Here is a 19,881-nt window from a genome sequence, read left to right on the forward strand (position 1 = left end):
CATCTCCAAGACCCGGTGCGGCGAAAAATCAGGCCGCAGCGCAGCCGGATGAAGGACCGGCCATTCTTTGAGATAACGACGCCGATTTTGATTGATCATTGTGACTTCCAGTGATGGGGATTATATGTTTTCCAATCGCCGCCGCTTCGACCAGGGCAGGAGGAGGTATTTGTTATTCGGGAGATCGGCCGACAAAACCTAGCATGGTACAGGTGTTGATATGGATGTCTGGATCATCAGTGTGATTCTGGTGGTTGTTTTGTACCTGTTGGTGACCGAGACGATTTCAGTTGACCTGACGGCTATCGGTATCATGGTCGTACTCGTTGTCTCCGGGTTGCTCGCACCGGGTGAGGCGGTGTCCGGGTTGGCCAATCCCGCCCTCGTCACGGTGGCGGCGATGTTTGTCGTCAGTCGCGGTTTGATGCGGACGGGCGGCGTGGAATTTCTGGGCCGGCAGGTGATCAAAGTGGCCCGGAAAAATCTGACGGCGGCACTGGCACTGATCCTTGTCTCTGTCGGTTTCGCTTCGGCCTTTATCAACAATACGCCGATCGTCATGCTGTTCATCCCGGTTGTCATGGCGATGTGTTGTGATCTCGGTCTGAGTCCATCGAAATTTTTGATTCCGGTTTCCTATGCCTCGATTCTGGCCGGAACATGCACGTTGATCGGCACTTCTACCAATATCATCGTCAGTGATCTCAGCGCCCAGCACGGCTACGGCGCCTTATCCATGTTCGAGCTGTCGCTGGTCGGGGTCCCCATTGCCGTCGCCGGAATGGTTTTTCTGATTGTTGCCGCGCCACGATTGTTGCCGTCGCTTGCCAATCCGATCTGCCAGATGCAGGACAGCGAGCATCGGAAATATCTTGCCGAGCTGCAGATTCGTGCCGCGAGCCAACTGATCGGACAGCAGCCACGGCATGCCTTTCAGGAGCGCTTTCCGGCCCTGGAAGTGATCGAGCTGACGAGTCATGACCGTATTTATTATCCGATGCGTGATGACAAATCGATCGAGGAAGACGATATCCTCCTGGTCAAGGGGTCACTCAATGATCTGGTCGCTATCTTGCACGAGGACGGTGTGGAACTCCCCTCGTCGGAAAAAGGGTTGACGCTTGGCGCCCAGAAAGATCCGCCAATCATCTTCGAGTTGTTGATTGCTCCCGGTTCCTCGCTGCTGGGACGGCGTTTGGCCCGTACCGAGTTGGCCAGAGATACGGCAATCAACATCATCGCCGTCAAACGGCAGGGGGCTCGCCTGGCCGAGAAACAGATCCACGATGTACGGTTGAAGACTGGTGATATCCTGCTGATCTGGTGCTCCGGAACGAAACTCGAAGAGCTGCGCAGTGAGCGGGACTACCTTATCATCGAAGACGTGTACGAAGAGATCGTGCACAAGCGGAAAGCCTGGTGGGCCATCATCAACTTTGTCGCTATGATCGGTACGGCGGCACTCGGCCTCGCGGATATCATGACCTGTGCGCTGACTGCCGCCTTTTTGATGATTGTCACCGGTTGCTTGCAGATGCGCGATGCCTACCGCGCACTGCAGGCCGACGTGCTGTTACTCATCGCCGGCACCATTGCCCTCGGGCTGGCCATGGAAAAGAGCGGTGCCAGTAGCCTGTATGCCGATCTTTTTCTCACGTTGCTCAGCGACATGCCGACTATCGTCGTGCTGGGCGGCGTCATCGCCCTGACCAGTATCAGCACGCAGATCCTGAGCAATAATGCCGCCGCTGTATTGCTGCTGCCGATTGCAATTTCCACGGCGCTCGGTGTCGGCGCCGACCCGAAACCGTTCATCATCGGGGTCTGCATCGGCGCGAGCGCCTGCTTTGCGTCACCACTCGGCTACCAGACCAACCTGATGGTTTTCGGTCCCGGCGGCTATCGCTTTTTCGATTACTTGCGACTTGGGATCCCGCTCAACCTGCTCGTGGTCATTGCCGGTACGATCCTGATCCCGTTGATTTGGCCGTTTTAACTGTCGGCATCAGGATGGGCAGGTATGGTGTAACCCGACATGACAGTGTGGCTGTGCAGCACGTATCCGGACCAGCTGTTTTTTGATGGTTAACAGGAGCGGCAGATACCCTTGCAGGATCTGCCGACGGGTAGCCCGGAGCGCGGCAAACTGTCTTCCGATACATTGCCGGCACATAAGGGGAGCTAAGGGGATCTTGAAAAAGAGTAGCGAGATCGGGAGGCTGTAGTTCTCAGTAGCTCGAAGAGGGTGGTGACATCAATTCGGAACAGAGGGGAGCGGTTCGACTACGTCCCGCAGTATGGTTGGGCGGAATGTTGTTAATCGATGATGTAGTCCCGCTGCATGATCAGCTCTTCGATAAAATCAGATCCTTCAAATTCCCGGTAAGCTCTGACGATAAGATAAGACCTGGGCGCTTGAAAAGGTGGTGTGACTGCCCGGGCTTTTCTCTTCTTCAAAGAAGGTTTGGCATGAAGGATATGTCGCAGTTTTTTTTCAGGCACCTCTCCCTGCACCGGAAAAACTTTCGGTTGTCGTTTGTTGCCTCGAGAATGACTGTCCATGGACCCCTCCCTGACGTCATTACGCTTATCGTAATATCCTTCCTCCATTGTTACTTGTCGTTGACGGTGAAGTAAATAGGTATATATACGTAGTTTTGCTTTGGATGATTGTTGTTGAAAGTAAGAAATCTTATTAAAAACCCCTGGTTAGAATTGTTTCACTCGCTCTATTTTTTTTTGCCGTTCACGTTATTTTTTTTCACCGTAGCTGGTTTCCTGACCCGGCGCTGATGCCGTTACCGATCGGCGCAACAACCCGAACGGATCGGCCAGTAATCACAATGCAGACCGACACCGTACATTTCGGCCTGTTGATACAGCGAACGTAACACTATGTCGAATCTCTGAACCGAGTGCTCACCGATGAGATGAATGCGAGCGAGCTGTACTATTTCCAACTCGTGTTCCGCGACCACCCGGCCAGCACGGGTGCGGGCGACTTCCCAACTGTCGGCAAAGACGATGATCGTTGCCAGACCTTCGCGGACGAAGGAAGAGGAGGGGGACGACGGGATCTGCCTGACGTGGTACTGGATGAAGAACGGGAATTGTTTCACCATGGCGAGGCCCTTTTCTCAAAGTATAGCAAAATACGGAGCGACAGGGCAAATGCAAGCCGAATTGCGTCTCTCAGCGAGGCACGATAGTTTGTCAGGAAACACAACGGGCTGGCATCTCGATGCCGAATGTACTATTATTACATGACTATATTGCCATGCGAGAGGCTGCCCGAAGCGAGTTGAGCGACGCACCATACCCGTTCGTGCCCGCTGTTTGCGACCCAATTTCCGCGGTTGGGGAAGCCCCGAACGCGTTATTTCCAAAGTACCCGATAGGTGCCATGCGCCCATACATCGGGATACAACGCTCTCGTTTTCCGCCAAGCTTTTCTGTTGAGGAGCACTAATGAAAGATAACGGTCTTTATGTGATGCATATCAGCATACACGGTCTGATCAGACACCGGAGTCCGGAACTCGGCCGGGATGCCGATACCGGAGGACAGATCAAGTATGTACTCGAGTTGGCCAAGTCCCTTGGCGAGGTGGAGGGCGTTGATCGGGTCGACCTGCTGACGCGCCTGATCGATGACAAACGGGTCAGTACCGATTATGCCGTACCGGTGGAAGAGATAACCGAATACGCCCGATTGATCAGATTGCCCTGCGGCGGTAAAAAATACCTCAGAAAAGAATTGCTCTGGCCACATCTGGAGGAATTTATCGACAATACCATCACCTTTATCACCAAAGAGGGCAGAACTCCCGACTTGATTCACGGACATTATGCAGATGCCGGCTATGTCGCCATGGAACTCGCCGCCGCATTTGACGTCCCGTTCGTTTTTACCGGTCATTCGCTTGGTCGCAACAAGCGCAACAAGCTTATCGGAGACGGTTTGACCACGACGAAGATCGACAGCCAGTACAAAATCGAAACCCGGATCGACCGGGAAGAGCGCATTATCGAAACCGCCGACCTGATCGTCGTATCGACGCAGCAGGAAATCGAAGAACAATACGGTCTCTACGACAATACCGCCAAGGCGGCATTGCAGGTGATTCCGCCCGGTCTCGACCTCGAGGCGTTTTACCCCTACTACGACATCCAGTTCGATCCGGATCTCTTCAGCGACGAAGTAAAACAGACCCGCCACACCCTGTTGCGGGAATTGCACCGTTTCTGGATGTCGCCGGACAAGCCATTTATCCTGGCGCTCTGCCGCCCCGACCACCGGAAAAACATTGCCGGGTTGATCAGTGCCTACGGTACCGACCCGGAGCTGCGGGCCGTTGCCAATCTTGCGATATTTGCAGGTTTACGAAGTAATATCAGCGACATGGAGGACAATGAAAAGGATGTTCTGACCGATATGCTGCTGCATATGGATCGCTATGACCTCTACGGCAAACTGGCCATCCCGAAAAAACACGATTTTGCTACGGAAGTTCCTGAGTTGTATCGTTTATGTGCTGAAAGTAACGGTGTTTTTGTAAACCCTGCGCTGGTCGAGCCGTTTGGCCTGACCCTGATCGAGGCGTCTTCCTGCGGCGTGCCGATTGTCGCCACTGACGATGGTGGCCCCCGGGACATCGTTGCCAATTGTCAGAACGGGATTCTCGTCGATGTCACCGATTCATTGCAGATCGCCACTGCGATCAAGTCGATCCTGCTCGACAAGGAGCAGTGGACGATGTTCTCCAACAACGGTATCAACGGCGTTCGCTCACATTATTCCTGGCGGGCCCACTGCGAAAAATACCTTGATGCCATCAGAGGATTACTGCCCAAGGGGGCTCATCCTGATCTGCCGGGAGGCGAGGCGGCAGGAAGCACGAACAACCGACCGTCGTTCGGGCGGCGGCTGACCAATGTCAGGCATTTATTGATTACCGATATCGACAACACTCTGGTCGGAGACGATGCCGCGATGGAGCGATTGTTCTACCTGCTCGAGGAGAACCGCGATACCATCGCCTGGGGGGTGGCAACCGGTAGGAGCCTGGAGTTGACCATCGAGATTATGACGGAGTACAATTTTCCGACACCGGACATCATGATCTGCTCGGTAGGTACTGAAATCTATTACGGTCCCGATTTTCGCATGGACAAAGGCTGGCAGCAGCACATCTCCTGGCAGTGGCAGGCCGAGGAAATAAAGAGGGCGCTAGCAGATTTTGATTTCCTCGTCTCACAGGAGGCGGAAGGGCAGCGCAGTCACAAGATCAGTTACTATCTCGAGGAGAAAGATTCCCGCCTCCAGCAGGTTCGTGACGCTCTGGACGATACGAAGCTGCGCTGTCAGGTGATTTATTCCCACGGCCAGTTTCTCGACATCCTGCCGCTTCGGGCGTCAAAGGGTAAGGCTATCGAATACCTGATCCAGAAGTATGATTTCTCCCCGCGTCACATCATGGTTGCCGGTGACTCCGGTAACGACGCCGACATGATTGACGGCCGCACCAGGGGGCTGGTGGTCGGTAATCACAGTGACGAGTTGGACCACCTGTGCGATCGCCCGAATATCTATTTCTCGCCGGAATCATACGCCGCCGGCATTATCGACGGACTGCGACACTACGGTTTTGCTTGATGCCGCTCGCCGGCCGGTAACGGTAAAGCTCTCGGCCTAAGGGGAGCTTGAAAAATTCGGAATTTCGTTCACGATCGAGGCGCTCAAGAAAATTTTACCGCCGACATACATGATATTGCCAGGATAAAATTCGATTGCGCAACGATGAGTTTGGGCGAAATGACAATTTTTCAGGATTCCCTTAATATTGTTCGATGGTTGCGGCACGGTGCTTGAATTGCAGTTGATAGAGCATCTCCATATAGCGTCTGGTTTCCTGCCGCTCCAGCTTGGTCGAAAATTTCCAGAAACCGTAGATGCAGGTCAACGACAGCAGCCGCTTGGCATAGCGGCGCCAGGTATAACGCTCTTCCACCCGGGCAATGGCACCGTCGGAGAGCTGTTGCCAGTAGTCGGGATCCGAGGAACAGCGTTGCAGGAAGGATGAAAGGCCGGCCGCGACGCGATCACCGTGGTTCGGGTCGATATGAAAACCGGAGACACCGTTTTTGATGATCTCCAGTGGCCCACCGTAGCGGGTGGCAAAGGTCGGCAGACCGCAGGACATTGCCTCGATAACGGTAAGACCGAAGGCCTCGAAAAAAGCAGGTTGTACGAAAACCCCTTTCTTGTCGGCGATAAATCGATACAATTCCCCTGATGTTTCCTTGTCGAGCCGGGTTCCGAGCCAGCGGGCATGGCCGTCGAGTTCGAGGCCTTCGAACAGTTCGTGCATCAGGCGAATCTGCTGCCGCTCTTCGTTATCTCCGGAGTGTTCCTCAAAAATAGAGCCGCCGACGATCAGCAGGTTGGCCTGTTTGCGCAGCGTCTCATGTTCGCCGAACCAGCGGGCCAGGCCGGTCAGGTTCTTGATGTGATCGAGTCGTGCCATCGAGAAGATGATCGGTTTGTTGGGGTCTTGCATCGTGCCCCGGTAGTTTTCGCCGGCTTCGCCGAAAAGAAGGGTGCGGATCTGGTCGTGTCGATCGACAAATCGACGCGCCTGGTCGGTAAAGGGAAAATAGATGTCGGCATCGGCTCCCGGTGAAACGATGTTGAATTTCGGATCGAACACGTCCACCCCTTGGATAACGCGTTGCAAATCTGGCATGGTGAACGAGCCGTAACTCTCGTATTGGCCGACCACATCGTCTGATCCGGCGATTTCCTGGTAGGTCGATGAGATAATGAAATCGGAGGAATTCATCGCGATCAGATCGGCGGTGAACTGGCAGGAGAAATGGTATTGTTGCTCCATGTCCTTCCAGTACAGGGCGGAGTAGAGATATTTTGTCTTTTCCAGGGCATGGGCGATGGTACACTGGGTGACGCCGAGACTCTGGGCGATCAGGTAGGCGGCCAGGTTGCCGTCCGAATAGTTGCCGATCACCAGATCCGGTTGCCGTCCGAGGCGCTCGACTATGGCCTGTTCGGCCTCGATGCTGAAGTGTTCCAGATACGGCCAGACCTCGAATCGGGAAATCCAGTGGTTGATGACCGAACCGTCCTTTCGGCGGAACGGGACCCTGATGATGGTGACACCTTCGGTTCCTTCCACCGGTTCTTCAGGTTGATTGCAGGTGGTATCATTCGCTTCGGGGATCAGGCGGGTGATGATCAAGATGCGCGGTTGGATCTCGAGCCCCTGGTTGAAAAGCCGCTTTTTCATCTCCTTTTCAAGTGCCTTGACCTGGTCGAGGATGTAGACGACTTGGCCGCCGGTATCGGGCAGACCGAGGACCCCGGCTTGCCCGAAATAGCCGTGGGGGGACAGGATGGCAATATTGAAGATCATCGGGATGCGGGCCAGAAAGGTCTCGAGAACCTGGTGGTCGGGGGCTTCCAGCAGGTCGGCGAGCAGACTCATGGTTTTGATGATGCCGTCACGCGATCGTCCCCAGCCGGGCTCGAAGCCCATCAGGCGCAAGGTGTTTTCAAAGTCGGACCACTGCTGATCGGCCGACTGACTCTCCAGGTAGTCCATCCCTTTTACCAGTGCCCGACGCAATTCCTTGACCGTTGAGATCGTCGAATTGATCATGAAGGGTTGCGAGTCATAGCCATGCACGCTGAGGAAGGACAGAAGCAGCTCCTCGCCCCGGGCCAGGTCGCGAGTCAGGCGGCTGGAAAAATGCCGGTTGAGGAACTCAACCCCGTTGCCGATGGAACGGGTCTGGTTCATCTTGGGGAAATCCCTTTCAAAGGGGGCGAAATCTATTTCCAGTATGCGATCGCTCGGCGATTCAGAGATCAGGGATTCCTTGAAGGCGAGAAATTCTGCGGCAGACACCGTGGACAGCGTCTTGCTGTCGAACGAATAGTGGTAATAGATCCATCGCGCCACACCGGGGCGGATTATGACATAGAAATCGGTATCGGAAAGCGAGGCTTCCTGACTTTTACGAATCGCGTCGGCCAGCGGAGAGTCTTCCGTCTGGGTCTGCCGGCCGGCGGCGAAGGCCTGATAACCGTCCCACAGTTCGCTGCCGAGCAGGAGATTTTTGCCCGTTGCCCGATAGTGATCGAACAACTCGTAGAGCGTTTCCGGATAGCGTTTTGCGTATGATTCGAATTGCACGTGCATGATAACTCCTTGATCTGAGGCGCGTCGTGACGGTTGAGAGATGATTTCGAACCCGCGACGGCTGAAACAGCTTGCTATTGCCGGGCAGCCGGTCGTTTCGGGAACCGGCAATCAGGGGAGGTTTCGCCTGCGACCGTGGGCGAACCGGCGGGTTGATCTTGACGTTGGTTTTCCCCTGCCCATTCGCTGCAGAATATGTCGTTAGCGGCATCCAACGATCAGGATTGACAGGAAATCCTGATGGTGCCTCGGGCGAGAGTCGAACTCGCACGGACGCAAGGTCCAAGGGATTTTAAGTCCCTGGTGTCTACCGATTCCACCACCGAGGCTGGTTGTGTGTCTTTAACACAGGCCCTTTCCGCTTGTCAATTGAGATGACCGCAATTGCAACCGGCGGCGTACCCGTTACCAGCAGGCGCCGTCGATGATGGCCTGCATCTCTCTGACGGCTTCATCCAGACCGGTAAATACGGCGCGGCTGATGATGGCATGGCCGATCGACAGCTCCTCGATAAAATCGAGCCCGGCGACGGCCGCGGTATTATTGTAGTTGAGCCCGTGACCGGCGTTGACGCGCAAACCGAGCTGGTCCGCCTGCTCGGCTGCTGTCGCCAGCAGCGCCAATTCTTCCTGCCGCTGTGATTCCTGGCGGGCCTCGGCGTAGGTACCGGTATGCAGTTCGACAAAAGTGGCGCCGACTTCGGCGGCGGCGGCCACCTGGTCGGCCGTTGGATCGATAAACAGTGATACCGGAATGCCGGCCCGCTCCATTCGTGCTATTGTTTTGGCCAGCTTTTTTTTCTGCGAGACGACGTTGAGGCCGCCTTCGGTGGTCAGTTCTTTTCGTTTCTCCGGAACCAGGGTGACCATGTCCGGAACGATTTCCAAGGCGATCTTGATGATCTCCGGTGCTGCGCCCATCTCCAGGTTCAGCTTCGTCTTCACCGTTTCCCGTAGCAGGCGGACATCGCGATCCTGGATGTGGCGCCGGTCTTCCCGCAGGTGGACGACGATACCGCCGGCGCCGGCGAGTTCGCAGATCGCAGCCGCAGTCACCGGGTCCGGCTCATTGATGCCCCGGGCCTGTCGAATGGTGGCGACGTGATCGACATTGATAGCTAAATTGATCATCTTAAACCTCCTAGTTTGCAGCAGTGATTGCTGTATCCGTTCTTCTTCGCTTTCCATCAACCGTGCCTCTTTCGGGGATCGCTCATGGTCGTAACCCAAAAGATGCAACAGGCCGTGAACCATGAGCCAATGCAGACGACGATAGAGTGTAGTATCGACGGTGCGCGCCTCCTCTGCGGCGCGATCGACGGAAATAACGATGTCGCCGAGTTCGCTGAGGCCAAGCGATTGTACGGCCGGATCGGCGCCGTCACCAAACGGAAAGCTCAAGACGTTGGTTGGCTTGTTCTGGTGGCGAAAACGCTGGTTCAGTTCGCGAACCTGCTTGTCACCGGTCAGCAGCACGGTGACTGTGCCGCTGCCGATGCGGCAAATGTGCAGCAGCGTTGCACCGTCGCAGCGCAGGGCTTCGGCAAGTGCCGGGGTAATTGCCGAATGGTCGTTGATCAGCGAGATCGGCATTGTCGGTGTGCCTCGTATCGGTCGAGAGCCAATGGGGTGATTACACCATCTTCACGGTAGCGGTTAAACAACGGTGTCATTGCCGGCCTGGTGCATTTCGTAAGCATGGATGATCTTCTGTACCAGCGGGTGGCGGACGACATCGGCTTTGGTAAATCGACAAAACCCGATACCAGGGATATTCTGCAGTAACGACTCGGCCTGGATCAGCCCGGAGCGCTGGTGAACCGGCAAGTCGACCTGGGTGGTGTCACCGGTGACCACCGCCCGGGAATCAAAGCCGATTCGGGTGAGGAACATCTTCATCTGCTCCCGGGTCGTATTCTGCGCTTCATCCAATATGATAAAGGCATTGCTCAGCGTCCGGCCGCGCATGAAGGCCAGCGGGGCAATCTCGATAACACTTCGTTCGACGAGATCCGATGCCTTGTCCGGGCCAAGCATATCGATCAGGGCATCGTTGAGCGGCCGCAGGAAAGGATCGACCTTCTGGGCCAGGTCGCCGGGCAGGAAGCCGAGCTTTTCACCGGCCTCGACGGCCGGCCTGGTCAGGATGATGGAACGCACCCGCTCCTCGACCAGGGCGGAAACGGCCATGGCCACGGCCAGATAGGTCTTGCCGGTACCGGCGGGGCCGATGCCGAAGACGATGTCGTTATCACGGATAGCGTCGATATAGATCTTCTGGTTGGGGGTCTTCGGCGAGATAACCCGGTTTCTCGTGGTGACATAGACCTTGTCGAGAAAAATCTTGTCCAACCGCGCCTTGGCGTTGGCTTGCAGGATTTTCAGGCCGAAGGCGACGTCGGAAGAGAAGACCGGATAGCCGGTTCGGATCAACTCGTAGAGCTGTTCGAGCAGGTTGACGGCCAATGCCACATCGTGGCGGGCGCCGGCGACGGTCAGGCTAGCGCCCCGGATATGAATTTTGACGCCGGCGCCGTTTTCCAGCACCAGCAGATTCTTGTTGAGATCACCGTAGAGGATGCCGGCCAGTTCGTTGCTGTCCAGCTCCAGGGTGCGTCGTTCCTGTTGCACCTGCATCGGGCGGCTTACTGACCCCCTCCCTGCAACTCCTGATCGATCATGGCCTGGAATCCTTCCATAGAGCGATTTTTGACGCGTTTGCCGTTGACGAAAATGGTCGGTGTCCCGGTCACACCGGCTTCCTGAGCAGCCTGCAGGTCTTTGTTGATTTGTTGCCGAACCGCAGGCGAGTTCATGTCCTGGTTGAAGCGGGCCATATCAAGGCCGAGTTTCGTTGCGGCGTCAACGATGGCCTGATCATTTAGTTCCGGTACAGCAAAGAGAATGTCGTGCATCTCCCAGAACTTGCCCTGGGCGCCGGCGGCCAGGGCGGCACGGGCGGCGGGGTCGGCAAAATTATGGAACCGAAGCGGCATATTCTTGAAGACAATGCGGGTCGTGTCCTTGTTTAGCTCGTGTACCTCGTCGAGCATCGGCGCAAACTGCTTGCAGTAGGGACATTCGAAATCGGTAAAAACGGTAAGGGTCACCGGTGCTTCGGGATTTCCTTTGGTCGGTGATCCATCGACGTCGATATCGACGACAAAATCGATAGCGATCGATGAAAACGTATTGTCCTTGTTATTGATTAGCAGGATGTTTTCGCCGCGAGCGTCGGTATCGATGGCGGAAACGCCCTTGTCGACCGGGACGCTGCCCTTGAATTGACCGTTTGTCTCATAGATCAGGACCGACTGCTGGTCGGTCAACACAAACAGGTACTTACCGTCAACCGACTGCACCAGGTCGAGTGGTTTCTGCGGAAGTTGCCACTGGCTCGTCTGTTCGAAAATCAATCCGGTCGGGGCCGACTGAGCGGCTGCCGATGAAATGGTGGGCAACAGCAACAGGCTGCCGACGGCTACAGCCCGGAAAAACGAGAAAGGAATCATGATAACCTCGTTAAGGATGAGTCAAGAGTAAGCTATGCATCAGGAGCGGCTTCGCACCGATACAGGTGGATAGCAGCCACCATAGCCATTATCGTATCCTTTGACAAGACGCAAAAAAGAACACCTTTTTAACAAAAAGAATGGATTGCCGATACAATAGATGGTAATATTTATCCCTTTTGTGGCCTGCAGGCTTGATTCCGTCTCCCTGAAATCTTACGGTGTGCCCGCTGCCGGGTTCCGATAAGCGTTACGTGACAGGGGAACCGGGTTCAAACAGCAAGCACCTTGGGCGAGAGTGGCGGAACTGGTAGACGCGCTGGTCTTAGGAACCAGTATCTTTGATGTGTGGGTTCGAGTCCCTCCTCTCGCACCACGTGCTGAAACTCAAACGGCTGTCGAGTCGTTCTTGACGGTCTTGCAACTGAAGGCTGTCCGGATATTCGTACGTTCCGTTCACCCAAGAGGCTGAACGGTTTTTTTCGATCTTCCGGGAGCTTGGAACAAAGGCAACAGGTTAACAACCAGAGGAAAATCTCACATGGATGTAAAGGTAGAAGAACTCAGTACGCTGACGAGAAAGGTAACGATCACGATTCCCGCCGAAGAAGTGCAGGGCCGGCTCGACGAGGCCTACGCCAAACTGCAGAAGGAATCGAAAATGAAGGGCTTCCGCAAAGGCAAAGTGCCCCGTTCCGTTATCGTCAAGAGCTATCGGGCACAGGTGCAGGGCGAAGTCGGGGAGAAACTGGTTCAGGATACCTATTTTGATATTATCGAAAAGCAGGATTTCGACCCGGTCGTCCATCCGGAGATTACCGATGCCACCTTCAACGACGACGGCAGCTTTACCTATGTCGCCCAGGTCGATGCCCGTCCGGTGTTCGAACTCAACACCTACAAGGGACTCGAGGTGGAGCGGCCCGATAACACGGTCACCGATGGAGCCGTCGACTATGAGCTTGCCGCTATGCGACGGCAGATGGCAGTCCTGAAAAGCGTCGAAGACCGGCCGGTCGCCGAGGGCGACGTGGTTGTCGTCGACTATCAGGGCTACCACAAAGACCGCGCTATGAAACAGGTGAAAAGTGAAGACCTCTCCGTCGATGTCGGCTCCGGTCAACTCGATGCCGAATTCGAAAAAAAATTGGTCGGCATGAAGCAGGGCGAGGAGGCCTCCTACGAAGTCGATTTTCCCGAGAGCCATCCCAATCCGCTCCTGGCCGGCAGGAAGGTGAATTTCAAAGTACTGGTCAAGGATGTCAAAGAACGCGTACTCGCCGAACTCGACGATGAATTCGCCAAGGACGTCAACGAGCAGTTCACCACTCTCGACGAGTTGAAAAACGCCATCCGGGAACGTTTGCAGAAAGATAAGGAAACGGCCGCCGAAGGTGATCTCAACGACCGTATCATGAAAAAACTGCTGGAGAACCACCAGTTTGAAGTACCGGAGCGACTCGTTCGTTTTGAACTCGATGAGATCATCAAAAATACCCAGGAACGGCTCGAAAAGAACGGTATGAGCCTGGAGGCCGCTGGCATCAGCCGAGAGGATCTGGAGAAGACCAACAGGCCGTTTGCCGTGCAACGGGTTACCGGCGACTTCATATTGAAAAAGATTGCCGAAGTCGAAGACATCAAGGTCAAGGATGAAGATCTCGAACGGACCTTCAAGAGAATCGGCGATCAGTACAATATGCCGGTATCCCGGGTCAAAGAGTTTTTCCAGAACCGTGACGATTTGCTGCCGCTGATGAACGAAGTGCTCAATGAGAAGATACTGAACTTCCTCAAGCAGGAAGCAAAGCTGATCGATCCTGCGCCGAAGGCGGAACAGCCGGCCGAAGAGACTGCAGACCAGCAGGATCAGCAGGCGGCGGCAACGTCTGAAGAAGCGAAAAGCACCGAAGAATAATCGACATCAGGACGGTGTCCGACCAACGGCACCGGAAGACGACACGGAGCCGTTGATTATTTCAGCTTTGGCTTTACTGTGTCAGTGTCAACCAATTTCGACTGCAGGGGCTCACGTCCGTTGCAGTCGACTTTTTTCAGGGGAGCGGATATGAACCTGGTACCGATGGTAGTCGAACAAAGTCCTCGCGGGGAACGCGCCTACGATATTTATTCCCGCCTGCTCAAGGAGCGCATTATTTTCCTTGGATCCAGTATCAACGATGACGTGTCGAACCTGATCATTGCGCAGCTCCTTTTCCTCGAGGCCGAAGACCCCGACAAAGATATCACCTTCTACATCAATTCTCCCGGCGGCGTGGTCACAGCCGGTATGGCGGTCTACGATACGATGCAATTTGTCAAGTGCGATATCGCCACGCTGTGCATGGGGCAGGCCGCCTCGATGGCGGCCGTATTGCTCGCCGCAGGGGCCAACGGGAAACGCTACTCGCTGCCCAACTCCCGGATCATGATCCATCAGCCGATGGGCGGGTTCCAGGGACAGGCGAGCGATATCGATATCCATGCCCGGGAGATTCTGCGGATTCGTGAAGACTTGAATAAAATCCTGGCCGGCCATACCGGCCAGTCGATCAAGAAGATCGCTGCCGATACCGAGCGTGATCGCTTTATGAGTGCCGAAGAAGCGAAAAAGTATGGTATAATAGATAATGTACTCACCAAGCGAACGCTCCCAGGAGAGGAAAAGGCATCATGAGTGATTTCGACAAGCGGGAAACCGACTGTAAATGTTCGTTCTGCGGTAAGAGCCAGGACGAGGTGGAAAAGCTGATAGCCGGTCCCGACGTTTATATTTGCGACGAATGTATTGAGTTGTGCAACGAGATCGTCCTCGAAGAAGACGAGAAAATCGACGGCCGGGAAGGCCAGCGGGCATTCCAGGCGGCCTCGCTGAAACCCAAGGACATCAACGATTATCTGGAGCAATACGTCATCGGCCAGGAGCGAGCCAAAAAGATCCTGTCGGTAGCGGTGCACAACCATTACAAGCGGATCGACGCCCCGGCCAGTGACGACGAGGTCGATCTGCAGAAATCGAACATCATCCTGATCGGTCCGACCGGCTCGGGAAAGACCCTGATGGCGCAAACGCTGGCCAAGGTCCTGCAGGTACCGTTCTGTATCGCCGATGCGACGACGCTGACCGAGGCCGGATATGTCGGTGAAGACGTAGAAAACATCCTGGTCAACCTGTTGCAGGCCGCCGATTATGATATCGAAAAGGCGGAGCGCGGCATCATCTACATCGATGAGATCGACAAGATCGCCCGCAAATCCGACAGCCCGTCGCTGACTCGCGATGTCTCCGGTGAAGGCGTTCAGCAGGCCCTGCTGAAAATCATCGAAGGCACCATCGCCTCGATTCCGCCAAAGGGCGGCCGTAAACACCCGCAACAGGAGTTGATCAAGATCGACACCACCAACATTTTGTTTATCGTCGGTGGCGCCTTCGTCGGCCTGGATTCGGTAATCAAACGCCGCACCGGCCGGAAATCGATCGGTATGACCGCTGAAATCCACAGTGAAACGAAGAAGAAAATGGGCGAAATCCTGGCGAGTGTGCAGCCGGAAGATCTGCTCAAGTTCGGCCTGATTCCAGAGTTGGTCGGCAGATTGCCGGTCATTGCCACGATGGAGGAGTTGGTCGAAGAGGATCTGGTGCGCATCCTCAAGGAACCGAAGAACGCCCTAACCAAACAATATCAGAAACTTTTTCAGTTCGAAAATATCCTGCTGCGCTTTACCGAAGGCGCGCTGACCGCCGTTGCCCGCAAGGCGCTGGCCCGCAAGTCGGGGGCCCGCGGTCTTCGCTCGGTGCTGGAAGAGGCGATGCTTGACGTTATGTACGACTTACCATCGAAAAAGGATGTGCAGGAGTGCGTGATCAGCGAGCAGGTTATCACCAACGGCGATTATCCGGTCATCCTCTATCAGAAATCGGTCGCCGACGACGAACTGAAAAGCGCCTGAGAAGACCGTAGACGAGCATAATAATGAAATCATCTCTTGAAACGAAGCTTTTTCCGGTGATGCCGCTACGCGACATCGTCATTTTTCCGCATATGGTGGCACCGCTGGTGGTCGGCAGAAAACAGTCGATCCTGGCCCTCGAAGACGCCATGGAAAAACGCACCGAGATTTTCCTGGTGACGCAGATAAAGGCCGGTGACGACGAACCCGGCCCCGAGGGCATTTATGACGTTGGTACCTTGGCCAATGTCATGCAATTGCTGCGTCTGCCGGACGGTACCATTAAAGCGCTGGTCGAGGGCAAGCGGAGGGCGCGTATCATCTCGCATGTCCACCATGACCGCTTCATGCTCGCCGAGTTGCAGGAATTGCCGGAAGAGATGGAGGCCTCCAGCGAGGTGGTCGCCTACGAGCGAGAGTTACGCCGCTATTTCGAGGAATTTGCGCTGACCAACAAGAAGATCGCCAAAGAGGTGGTCAAGTCTGTCCAGAACATCGATGATCCCCGTAAGCTGGTCCACGTTATCTGCGCTCATTTGCCGCTGAAAACCGAGGAAAAGCAAAAGGTCCTCGAGTCTGAATCACTGGGGCGGCGCATGGAGACCATCCTCGATATTCTCAATCGGGAGATCGAGCTGTCCGAGCTGGAAAAGGAGATCAACGCCCGGGTGAAGACGCGGATGGGCAAGACCCAGCGCAACTATTACCTGAGCGAGAAGGTCAAGGAAATCCAGAGTGAGATGGGCCAGGGTGAAGACGGGGGCGACGATATCGCCGAACTCGAAGCGGCGGTTAAAAAGAAAAAGCTGCCGCAGATCGCCCTGGAAAAGGTTACCAAAGAGCTGAAGAAGCTGCGCAATATGCCGCCGATGTCGGCAGAGACCACGGTGGTGCGAAACTACGTCGACTGCATCCTGACGCTGCCATGGAAAAAGAAAAGCAAGAGCGTCATCGACATCAACAAAGCGGAAAAGATCCTCGATGAAGATCATTACGGCCTGAAAAAACCGAAGGAGCGTATCCTCGAATACCTGGCCGTACAGGCTCAGGTCAAGAAGATCAAGGGACCGATCCTCTGTCTCGTCGGCCCCCCGGGTGTCGGCAAAACATCGATCTGTCGCTCCGTGGCCAGAGCGCTGAACCGCAAGTTTGTCCGTCTCTCCCTGGGCGGCGTGCGTGACGAGGCGGAGATCCGCGGGCACCGGCGCACCTATATCGGTGCCATGCCCGGCAAGATCATCCAGGCCATGCAGCGGGCCGAGGTATCCAACCCGGTTTTCTGTCTCGATGAAGTCGACAAGATGTCCATGGATTTTCGCGGCGATCCCTCGTCCGCACTGCTGGAGGTGCTCGATCCGGAACAAAACATCGCCTTCAACGATCACTACCTGGACATCGACTACGATCTCTCCGAGGTCTTCTTCATCACCACGGCCAACAACCTGCACGGCATTCCGGTGCCGCTCCAGGACCGCATGGAGATCATCCACCTGAGCGGTTATACCGAAGAGGAGAAGCAGAAGATCGCCGAAGGGTACCTGATTCCCAAGCAGATCGAAGAAAACGGCTTCAAAGCCGGCGATATCTCCCTGACTGCCGGCGCCATTCTCGAGATCGTTCGTCGTTATACGAAAGAGGCCGGGGTCAGAGACCTGGAGCGCAATATCTCGGCGATATGCCGAAAGATAGCCCGTGATCGCCTCAAGCGCGACTTGAAGAATAAGAAATACCGACTGTCCGTCCAATCGGTGAACAAATATCTCGGCACCCCGAAATATCGCTACGGCCTGGCCGAAGAGCAGGAGCGGATCGGTTTGTCAACCGGGCTGGCCTGGACCGAGGTCGGCGGCGATCTGCTGCAAATTGAAACGACGCTGATGACCGGTTCCGGCAAAATGATCATCACCGGCAAGCTTGGCGATGTGATGCAGGAGAGCGCCCAGGCGGCCCTCAGTTATGTCAGGTCCCGGGCGGAACGACTCGGCCTGCAACCCGATTTCTACCAGAAACTGGACATCCACGTGCACGTCCCGGAGGGGGCCATCCCCAAGGATGGACCGTCGGCAGGCATCACCATTGCCACGTCGATTGTCTCGGCATTGATCAAGAAACCGGTCAAACATCACTTGGCGATGACCGGAGAGATCACCTTGCGCGGCAGGGTGCTGCCGATCGGTGGGCTGACCGAGAAGCTGCTCGCAGCCAAACGAGGCAATATCACCAACGTGTTGGTCCCCAAGGATAACGAGCGCAACCTCAACGACGTGCCGGTCAAGATCCGGAAAAAGCTCGCCATCACGTTGGTCGAACACATGGATGAGGTCCTCGAGCAGGCGATCATCGTCAATGAGGGGGAGAGCTTGTTCAAACACCCACCGATCAACCCGGTATATAACGAAATTTCACTCAACGAGCATAATACGACCCAGTGATCTTTTTGCTTGACGGGTACCGGTTATGCTGGTAAATACACACCACGTTTCCGGGCGGGTAGCTCAGCTGGGAGAGCATCGGCCTTACAAGCCGAGGGTCACAGGTTCGATCCCTGTTCCGCCCACCATAGACGAGTTTATTCGGAGCGGTAGTTCAGTTGGTTAGAATGCCGGCCTGTCACGCCGGAGGTCGCGGGTTCGAGTCCCGTCCGCTCCGCCAGCTAAAGAAAGGGTTTCAGGATTTTTCCTGAAACCCTTTCTCCTTTTCCCCGCACTATTCCTCGCAATGCGAGTAGTAAGTAAAGGTAATTCCCCTCGGCTGCATCGTCTTATTTTTTGCTTCATTCAATAAAAAGGGAACGGATTTTCCGGTCCCCCTCCGTTTCGGCGTGTTATTCTCGAGGATCTCGAGCACAGCGAGAGAGAAATCGGTTCTATTGTTTGGAAAAGGTTGCCGAGGGGATCTTGACCGTCAGGTTTGCCTGGTGGAAGAATACAGTGCGGATCATTGGCGCCGGATACTGGCGCAACGGGAAAAAGATTTATGAAGCCGAAAATAACATACACCAATGAGCCGATCGGCAAGGTACGGGTGATCGCTGAGTTCCTGTCAACTCCGGAAGACTTGGTGGAGGAAGCCCGCAGGCCGAACCACGATAAGAAGGCAACTGGCGATCCCGATGACGGTGGTCAGCAGATCCGTCCGGATGCCAGTAAAGTAGGTTGCCTCGATAAGCGGTGTCCATTCCATAGCCTTCTCCTCTTGATTTTTTGATGCGGCGGGGGGTAGAGTGCAAATGATGCGGGAAATCGGGATGATCGACAGCGTACCCGCCCGGCTGTAGTCGGAACGGCTGCGCTGTCGATCTCGTGCGGAGTCGGTTGGTCATGTGTTGTTGCCGTGACGGTTGGTCCCAGAGACTATTTGATTGAACCAGCGGCCGTTGTTGAAACGACTGCTGGCGGACAAGAAGGCCGTGGTTTCGATCTCGGTTTCTTCGCGGCCCATCGGCATGCGAGAGTTGATGACGATCTCGGTGGGCCGGTGCAGCGTGTCTTTGACCGGGATGATGATCCGGTTGGCGTAGAAGTCGCTATTTTGTAATTATTCTTCTCACCGATTTAGAACGAATTGATTTTGCATAGAGTTTTACAATAGGACTCATGAGCAATTTTTAATTATTTCTGTTGCATAATAACTTTTTGCTCAGGTTGCACCCAAGGTTGGCTTTAAATTTCTACGAGAGATTGAGAATGATCAGGCTGAAAAGAAAGAAAGTATTGTCGCACATAAGCCCTAACCGCCACTTCGCCTAATTAACGTTGTGCATTTAAATAAATTTGTCCCTCAGGGCAAAATAGTGAAACAAATACTGAAAGAAATAAAAAATGGAACCCAGAAATATACTGAAGTAAATGGCTCTTCGTCGTTTCAAGTGGATTTGAGCAGATTACCAACCGGTGAGGCGATCAGGTAAATCATGCTGATAAATGTCTGTGGGTTCCGATACCCTCTGGCCCGTGCTTTGGCTGCCTGGAAAATGCTATTCAAGCCTTCCAGGCGAGCATTGCTGTGGCCCGACTGCCACCGTGATTCAATCGCCTGGCGGTGCCTGATCACTGTTTCGATTGCGGAGATGATCGGCTTTAACACCGGTGATCTGGTCAAATCGGTCTCTGCCATGCACAGTAGAAAATTGCTCAAGCGCCACTTGGCTGCCTGCGGGGTTGCTGCTTTTCGGACCCAACGCAACCGCTCTTTCACCCG

Annotated in this window: 15 protein-coding genes and 4 tRNA genes; 11 read left to right on the forward strand and 8 right to left on the reverse strand. The window is 54.9% G+C overall.

Features of this window, described 5'->3' with window-relative positions; all coding sequences use genetic code 11:
- The first annotated feature begins 220 nt into the window (after nt 1-220).
- On the forward strand, nt 221-1,996 hold the full coding sequence (locus tag BUC26_RS20145; RefSeq protein WP_073379002.1) for an SLC13 family permease: 1,776 nt from the start codon (nt 221-223) through the stop codon (nt 1,994-1,996).
- Nucleotides 1,997-2,316: 320 nt separating this feature from the next.
- Here BUC26_RS20145 and BUC26_RS20150 read toward each other — a convergent pair whose 3' ends face one another.
- Nucleotides 2,317-2,562 carry a hypothetical protein gene (locus tag BUC26_RS20150; RefSeq protein ID WP_073379003.1) on the reverse strand — a complete coding sequence of 82 codons (246 nt, stop codon included), beginning with the start codon at nt 2,560-2,562 and terminating at the stop codon, nt 2,317-2,319.
- Between the two features lie 236 nt (nt 2,563-2,798).
- On the reverse strand, nt 2,799-3,122 hold the full coding sequence (locus BUC26_RS20155; protein ID WP_073379005.1) for a hypothetical protein: 324 nt from the start codon (nt 3,120-3,122) through the stop codon (nt 2,799-2,801).
- A gap of 346 nt (nt 3,123-3,468) precedes the next feature.
- Here BUC26_RS20155 and BUC26_RS20160 point away from each other — a divergent pair, with 346 nt between their 5' ends.
- On the forward strand, nt 3,469-5,655 hold the full coding sequence (locus BUC26_RS20160; protein ID WP_073379006.1) for a sucrose-phosphate phosphatase: 2,187 nt from the start codon (nt 3,469-3,471) through the stop codon (nt 5,653-5,655).
- A 181-nt stretch (nt 5,656-5,836) separates the two neighbouring features.
- On the opposite strand, the gene BUC26_RS20165 is transcribed toward BUC26_RS20160, so the two are convergent.
- The 5 genes from BUC26_RS20165 to BUC26_RS20185 all read right to left on the reverse strand — a co-directional run bounded on the left by BUC26_RS20165 (nt 5,837) and on the right by BUC26_RS20185 (nt 11,730).
- Nucleotides 5,837-8,218: a sucrose synthase gene (locus BUC26_RS20165; protein ID WP_073379007.1), complete on the reverse strand. Its 2,382-nt coding sequence runs from the start codon at nt 8,216-8,218 to the stop codon at nt 5,837-5,839.
- A gap of 241 nt (nt 8,219-8,459) precedes the next feature.
- Nucleotides 8,460-8,547 (reverse strand) — tRNA-Leu (locus BUC26_RS20170).
- 76 nt (nt 8,548-8,623) lie between these two features.
- Nucleotides 8,624-9,811 carry a pyridoxine 5'-phosphate synthase gene (locus BUC26_RS20175; protein WP_073379009.1) on the reverse strand — a complete coding sequence of 396 codons (1,188 nt, stop codon included), beginning with the start codon at nt 9,809-9,811 and terminating at the stop codon, nt 8,624-8,626.
- A 63-nt stretch (nt 9,812-9,874) separates the two neighbouring features.
- Nucleotides 9,875-10,855, reverse strand: coding sequence for a PhoH family protein (locus BUC26_RS20180; protein ID WP_073379010.1), 981 nt, complete (start codon nt 10,853-10,855; stop codon nt 9,875-9,877).
- An 8-nt stretch (nt 10,856-10,863) separates the two neighbouring features.
- Nucleotides 10,864-11,730, reverse strand: a complete 867-nt coding sequence (locus BUC26_RS20185) for a DsbA family protein (RefSeq protein WP_073379011.1) — start codon at nt 11,728-11,730, stop codon at nt 10,864-10,866.
- Nucleotides 11,731-12,022: 292 nt separating this feature from the next.
- Between BUC26_RS20185 and BUC26_RS20190 the strand changes: the two genes are divergently transcribed.
- From BUC26_RS20190 to BUC26_RS23165, 9 genes are all read left to right on the forward strand, one after another.
- Nucleotides 12,023-12,106: transfer RNA gene (locus BUC26_RS20190), tRNA-Leu, on the forward strand.
- A 165-nt stretch (nt 12,107-12,271) separates the two neighbouring features.
- Nucleotides 12,272-13,648 carry a trigger factor gene (gene tig, locus BUC26_RS20195; protein WP_073379013.1) on the forward strand — a complete coding sequence of 459 codons (1,377 nt, stop codon included), beginning with the start codon at nt 12,272-12,274 and terminating at the stop codon, nt 13,646-13,648.
- A 150-nt stretch (nt 13,649-13,798) separates the two neighbouring features.
- Nucleotides 13,799-14,407 (forward strand): ATP-dependent Clp endopeptidase proteolytic subunit ClpP, encoded by a 609-nt coding sequence (gene clpP, locus BUC26_RS20200; RefSeq protein ID WP_073379014.1) that lies wholly within the window; start codon nt 13,799-13,801, stop codon nt 14,405-14,407.
- The gene (gene clpX, locus BUC26_RS20205; protein ID WP_073379016.1) at nt 14,404-15,681 is read left to right on the forward strand and encodes an ATP-dependent Clp protease ATP-binding subunit ClpX; all 1,278 of its coding nucleotides are present in this window, start codon (nt 14,404-14,406) and stop codon (nt 15,679-15,681) included. The genes clpP and clpX overlap by 4 nt, the downstream gene beginning before the upstream one ends.
- A 23-nt stretch (nt 15,682-15,704) precedes the next feature.
- Nucleotides 15,705-18,113, forward strand: coding sequence for an endopeptidase La (gene lon / locus BUC26_RS20210; protein WP_073379017.1), 2,409 nt, complete (start codon nt 15,705-15,707; stop codon nt 18,111-18,113).
- Nucleotides 18,114-18,165: 52 nt separating this feature from the next.
- A tRNA-Val gene (locus BUC26_RS20215) sits at nt 18,166-18,241 on the forward strand.
- 15 nt (nt 18,242-18,256) lie between these two features.
- Nucleotides 18,257-18,333: transfer RNA gene (locus BUC26_RS20220), tRNA-Asp, on the forward strand.
- A gap of 324 nt (nt 18,334-18,657) precedes the next feature.
- Nucleotides 18,658-18,888, forward strand: coding sequence for a hypothetical protein (locus tag BUC26_RS23160; RefSeq protein WP_073379019.1), 231 nt, complete (start codon nt 18,658-18,660; stop codon nt 18,886-18,888).
- Nucleotides 18,889-19,038: 150 nt separating this feature from the next.
- The gene (locus tag BUC26_RS23165; protein WP_143166098.1) at nt 19,039-19,218 is read left to right on the forward strand and encodes a hypothetical protein; all 180 of its coding nucleotides are present in this window, start codon (nt 19,039-19,041) and stop codon (nt 19,216-19,218) included.
- A gap of 327 nt (nt 19,219-19,545) precedes the next feature.
- Here BUC26_RS23165 and BUC26_RS23945 read toward each other — a convergent pair.
- Nucleotides 19,546-19,881, reverse strand: a 336-nt coding sequence (locus BUC26_RS23945) for a transposase (RefSeq protein ID WP_208609846.1), incomplete at its 5' end; no start/stop codon positions are given.

The sequence above is a fragment of the Desulfofustis glycolicus DSM 9705 genome, from assembly GCF_900130015.1.
Taxonomy (GTDB): Bacteria; Desulfobacterota; Desulfobulbia; order Desulfobulbales; family Desulfocapsaceae; genus Desulfofustis; species Desulfofustis glycolicus.

Bases quoted from the DNA above. Each gene is read 5' to 3' on its own strand.
- clpX (WP_073379016.1), top strand. From the start codon at position 14,404: ATGAGTGATTTCGACAAGCGGGAAACCGACTGTAAATGTTCGTTCTGC.
- BUC26_RS20185 (WP_073379011.1), bottom strand. From the start codon at position 11,730: ATGATTCCTTTCTCGTTTTTCCGGGCTGTAGCCGTCGGCAGCCTGTTG.
- BUC26_RS20155 (WP_073379005.1), bottom strand. From the start codon at position 3,122: ATGGTGAAACAATTCCCGTTCTTCATCCAGTACCACGTCAGGCAGATC.
- BUC26_RS20180 (WP_073379010.1), bottom strand. From the start codon at position 10,855: ATGCAGGTGCAACAGGAACGACGCACCCTGGAGCTGGACAGCAACGAA.
- BUC26_RS20160 (WP_073379006.1), top strand. From the start codon at position 3,469: ATGAAAGATAACGGTCTTTATGTGATGCATATCAGCATACACGGTCTG.
- tig (WP_073379013.1), top strand. From the start codon at position 12,272: ATGGATGTAAAGGTAGAAGAACTCAGTACGCTGACGAGAAAGGTAACG.
- clpP (WP_073379014.1), top strand. From the start codon at position 13,799: ATGAACCTGGTACCGATGGTAGTCGAACAAAGTCCTCGCGGGGAACGC.
- BUC26_RS20175 (WP_073379009.1), bottom strand. From the start codon at position 9,811: ATGCCGATCTCGCTGATCAACGACCATTCGGCAATTACCCCGGCACTT.
- BUC26_RS20150 (WP_073379003.1), bottom strand. From the start codon at position 2,562: ATGGACAGTCATTCTCGAGGCAACAAACGACAACCGAAAGTTTTTCCG.
- BUC26_RS23160 (WP_073379019.1), top strand. From the start codon at position 18,658: ATGAAGCCGAAAATAACATACACCAATGAGCCGATCGGCAAGGTACGG.
- BUC26_RS20165 (WP_073379007.1), bottom strand. From the start codon at position 8,218: ATGCACGTGCAATTCGAATCATACGCAAAACGCTATCCGGAAACGCTC.
- lon (WP_073379017.1), top strand. From the start codon at position 15,705: ATGAAATCATCTCTTGAAACGAAGCTTTTTCCGGTGATGCCGCTACGC.
- BUC26_RS20145 (WP_073379002.1), top strand. From the start codon at position 221: ATGGATGTCTGGATCATCAGTGTGATTCTGGTGGTTGTTTTGTACCTG.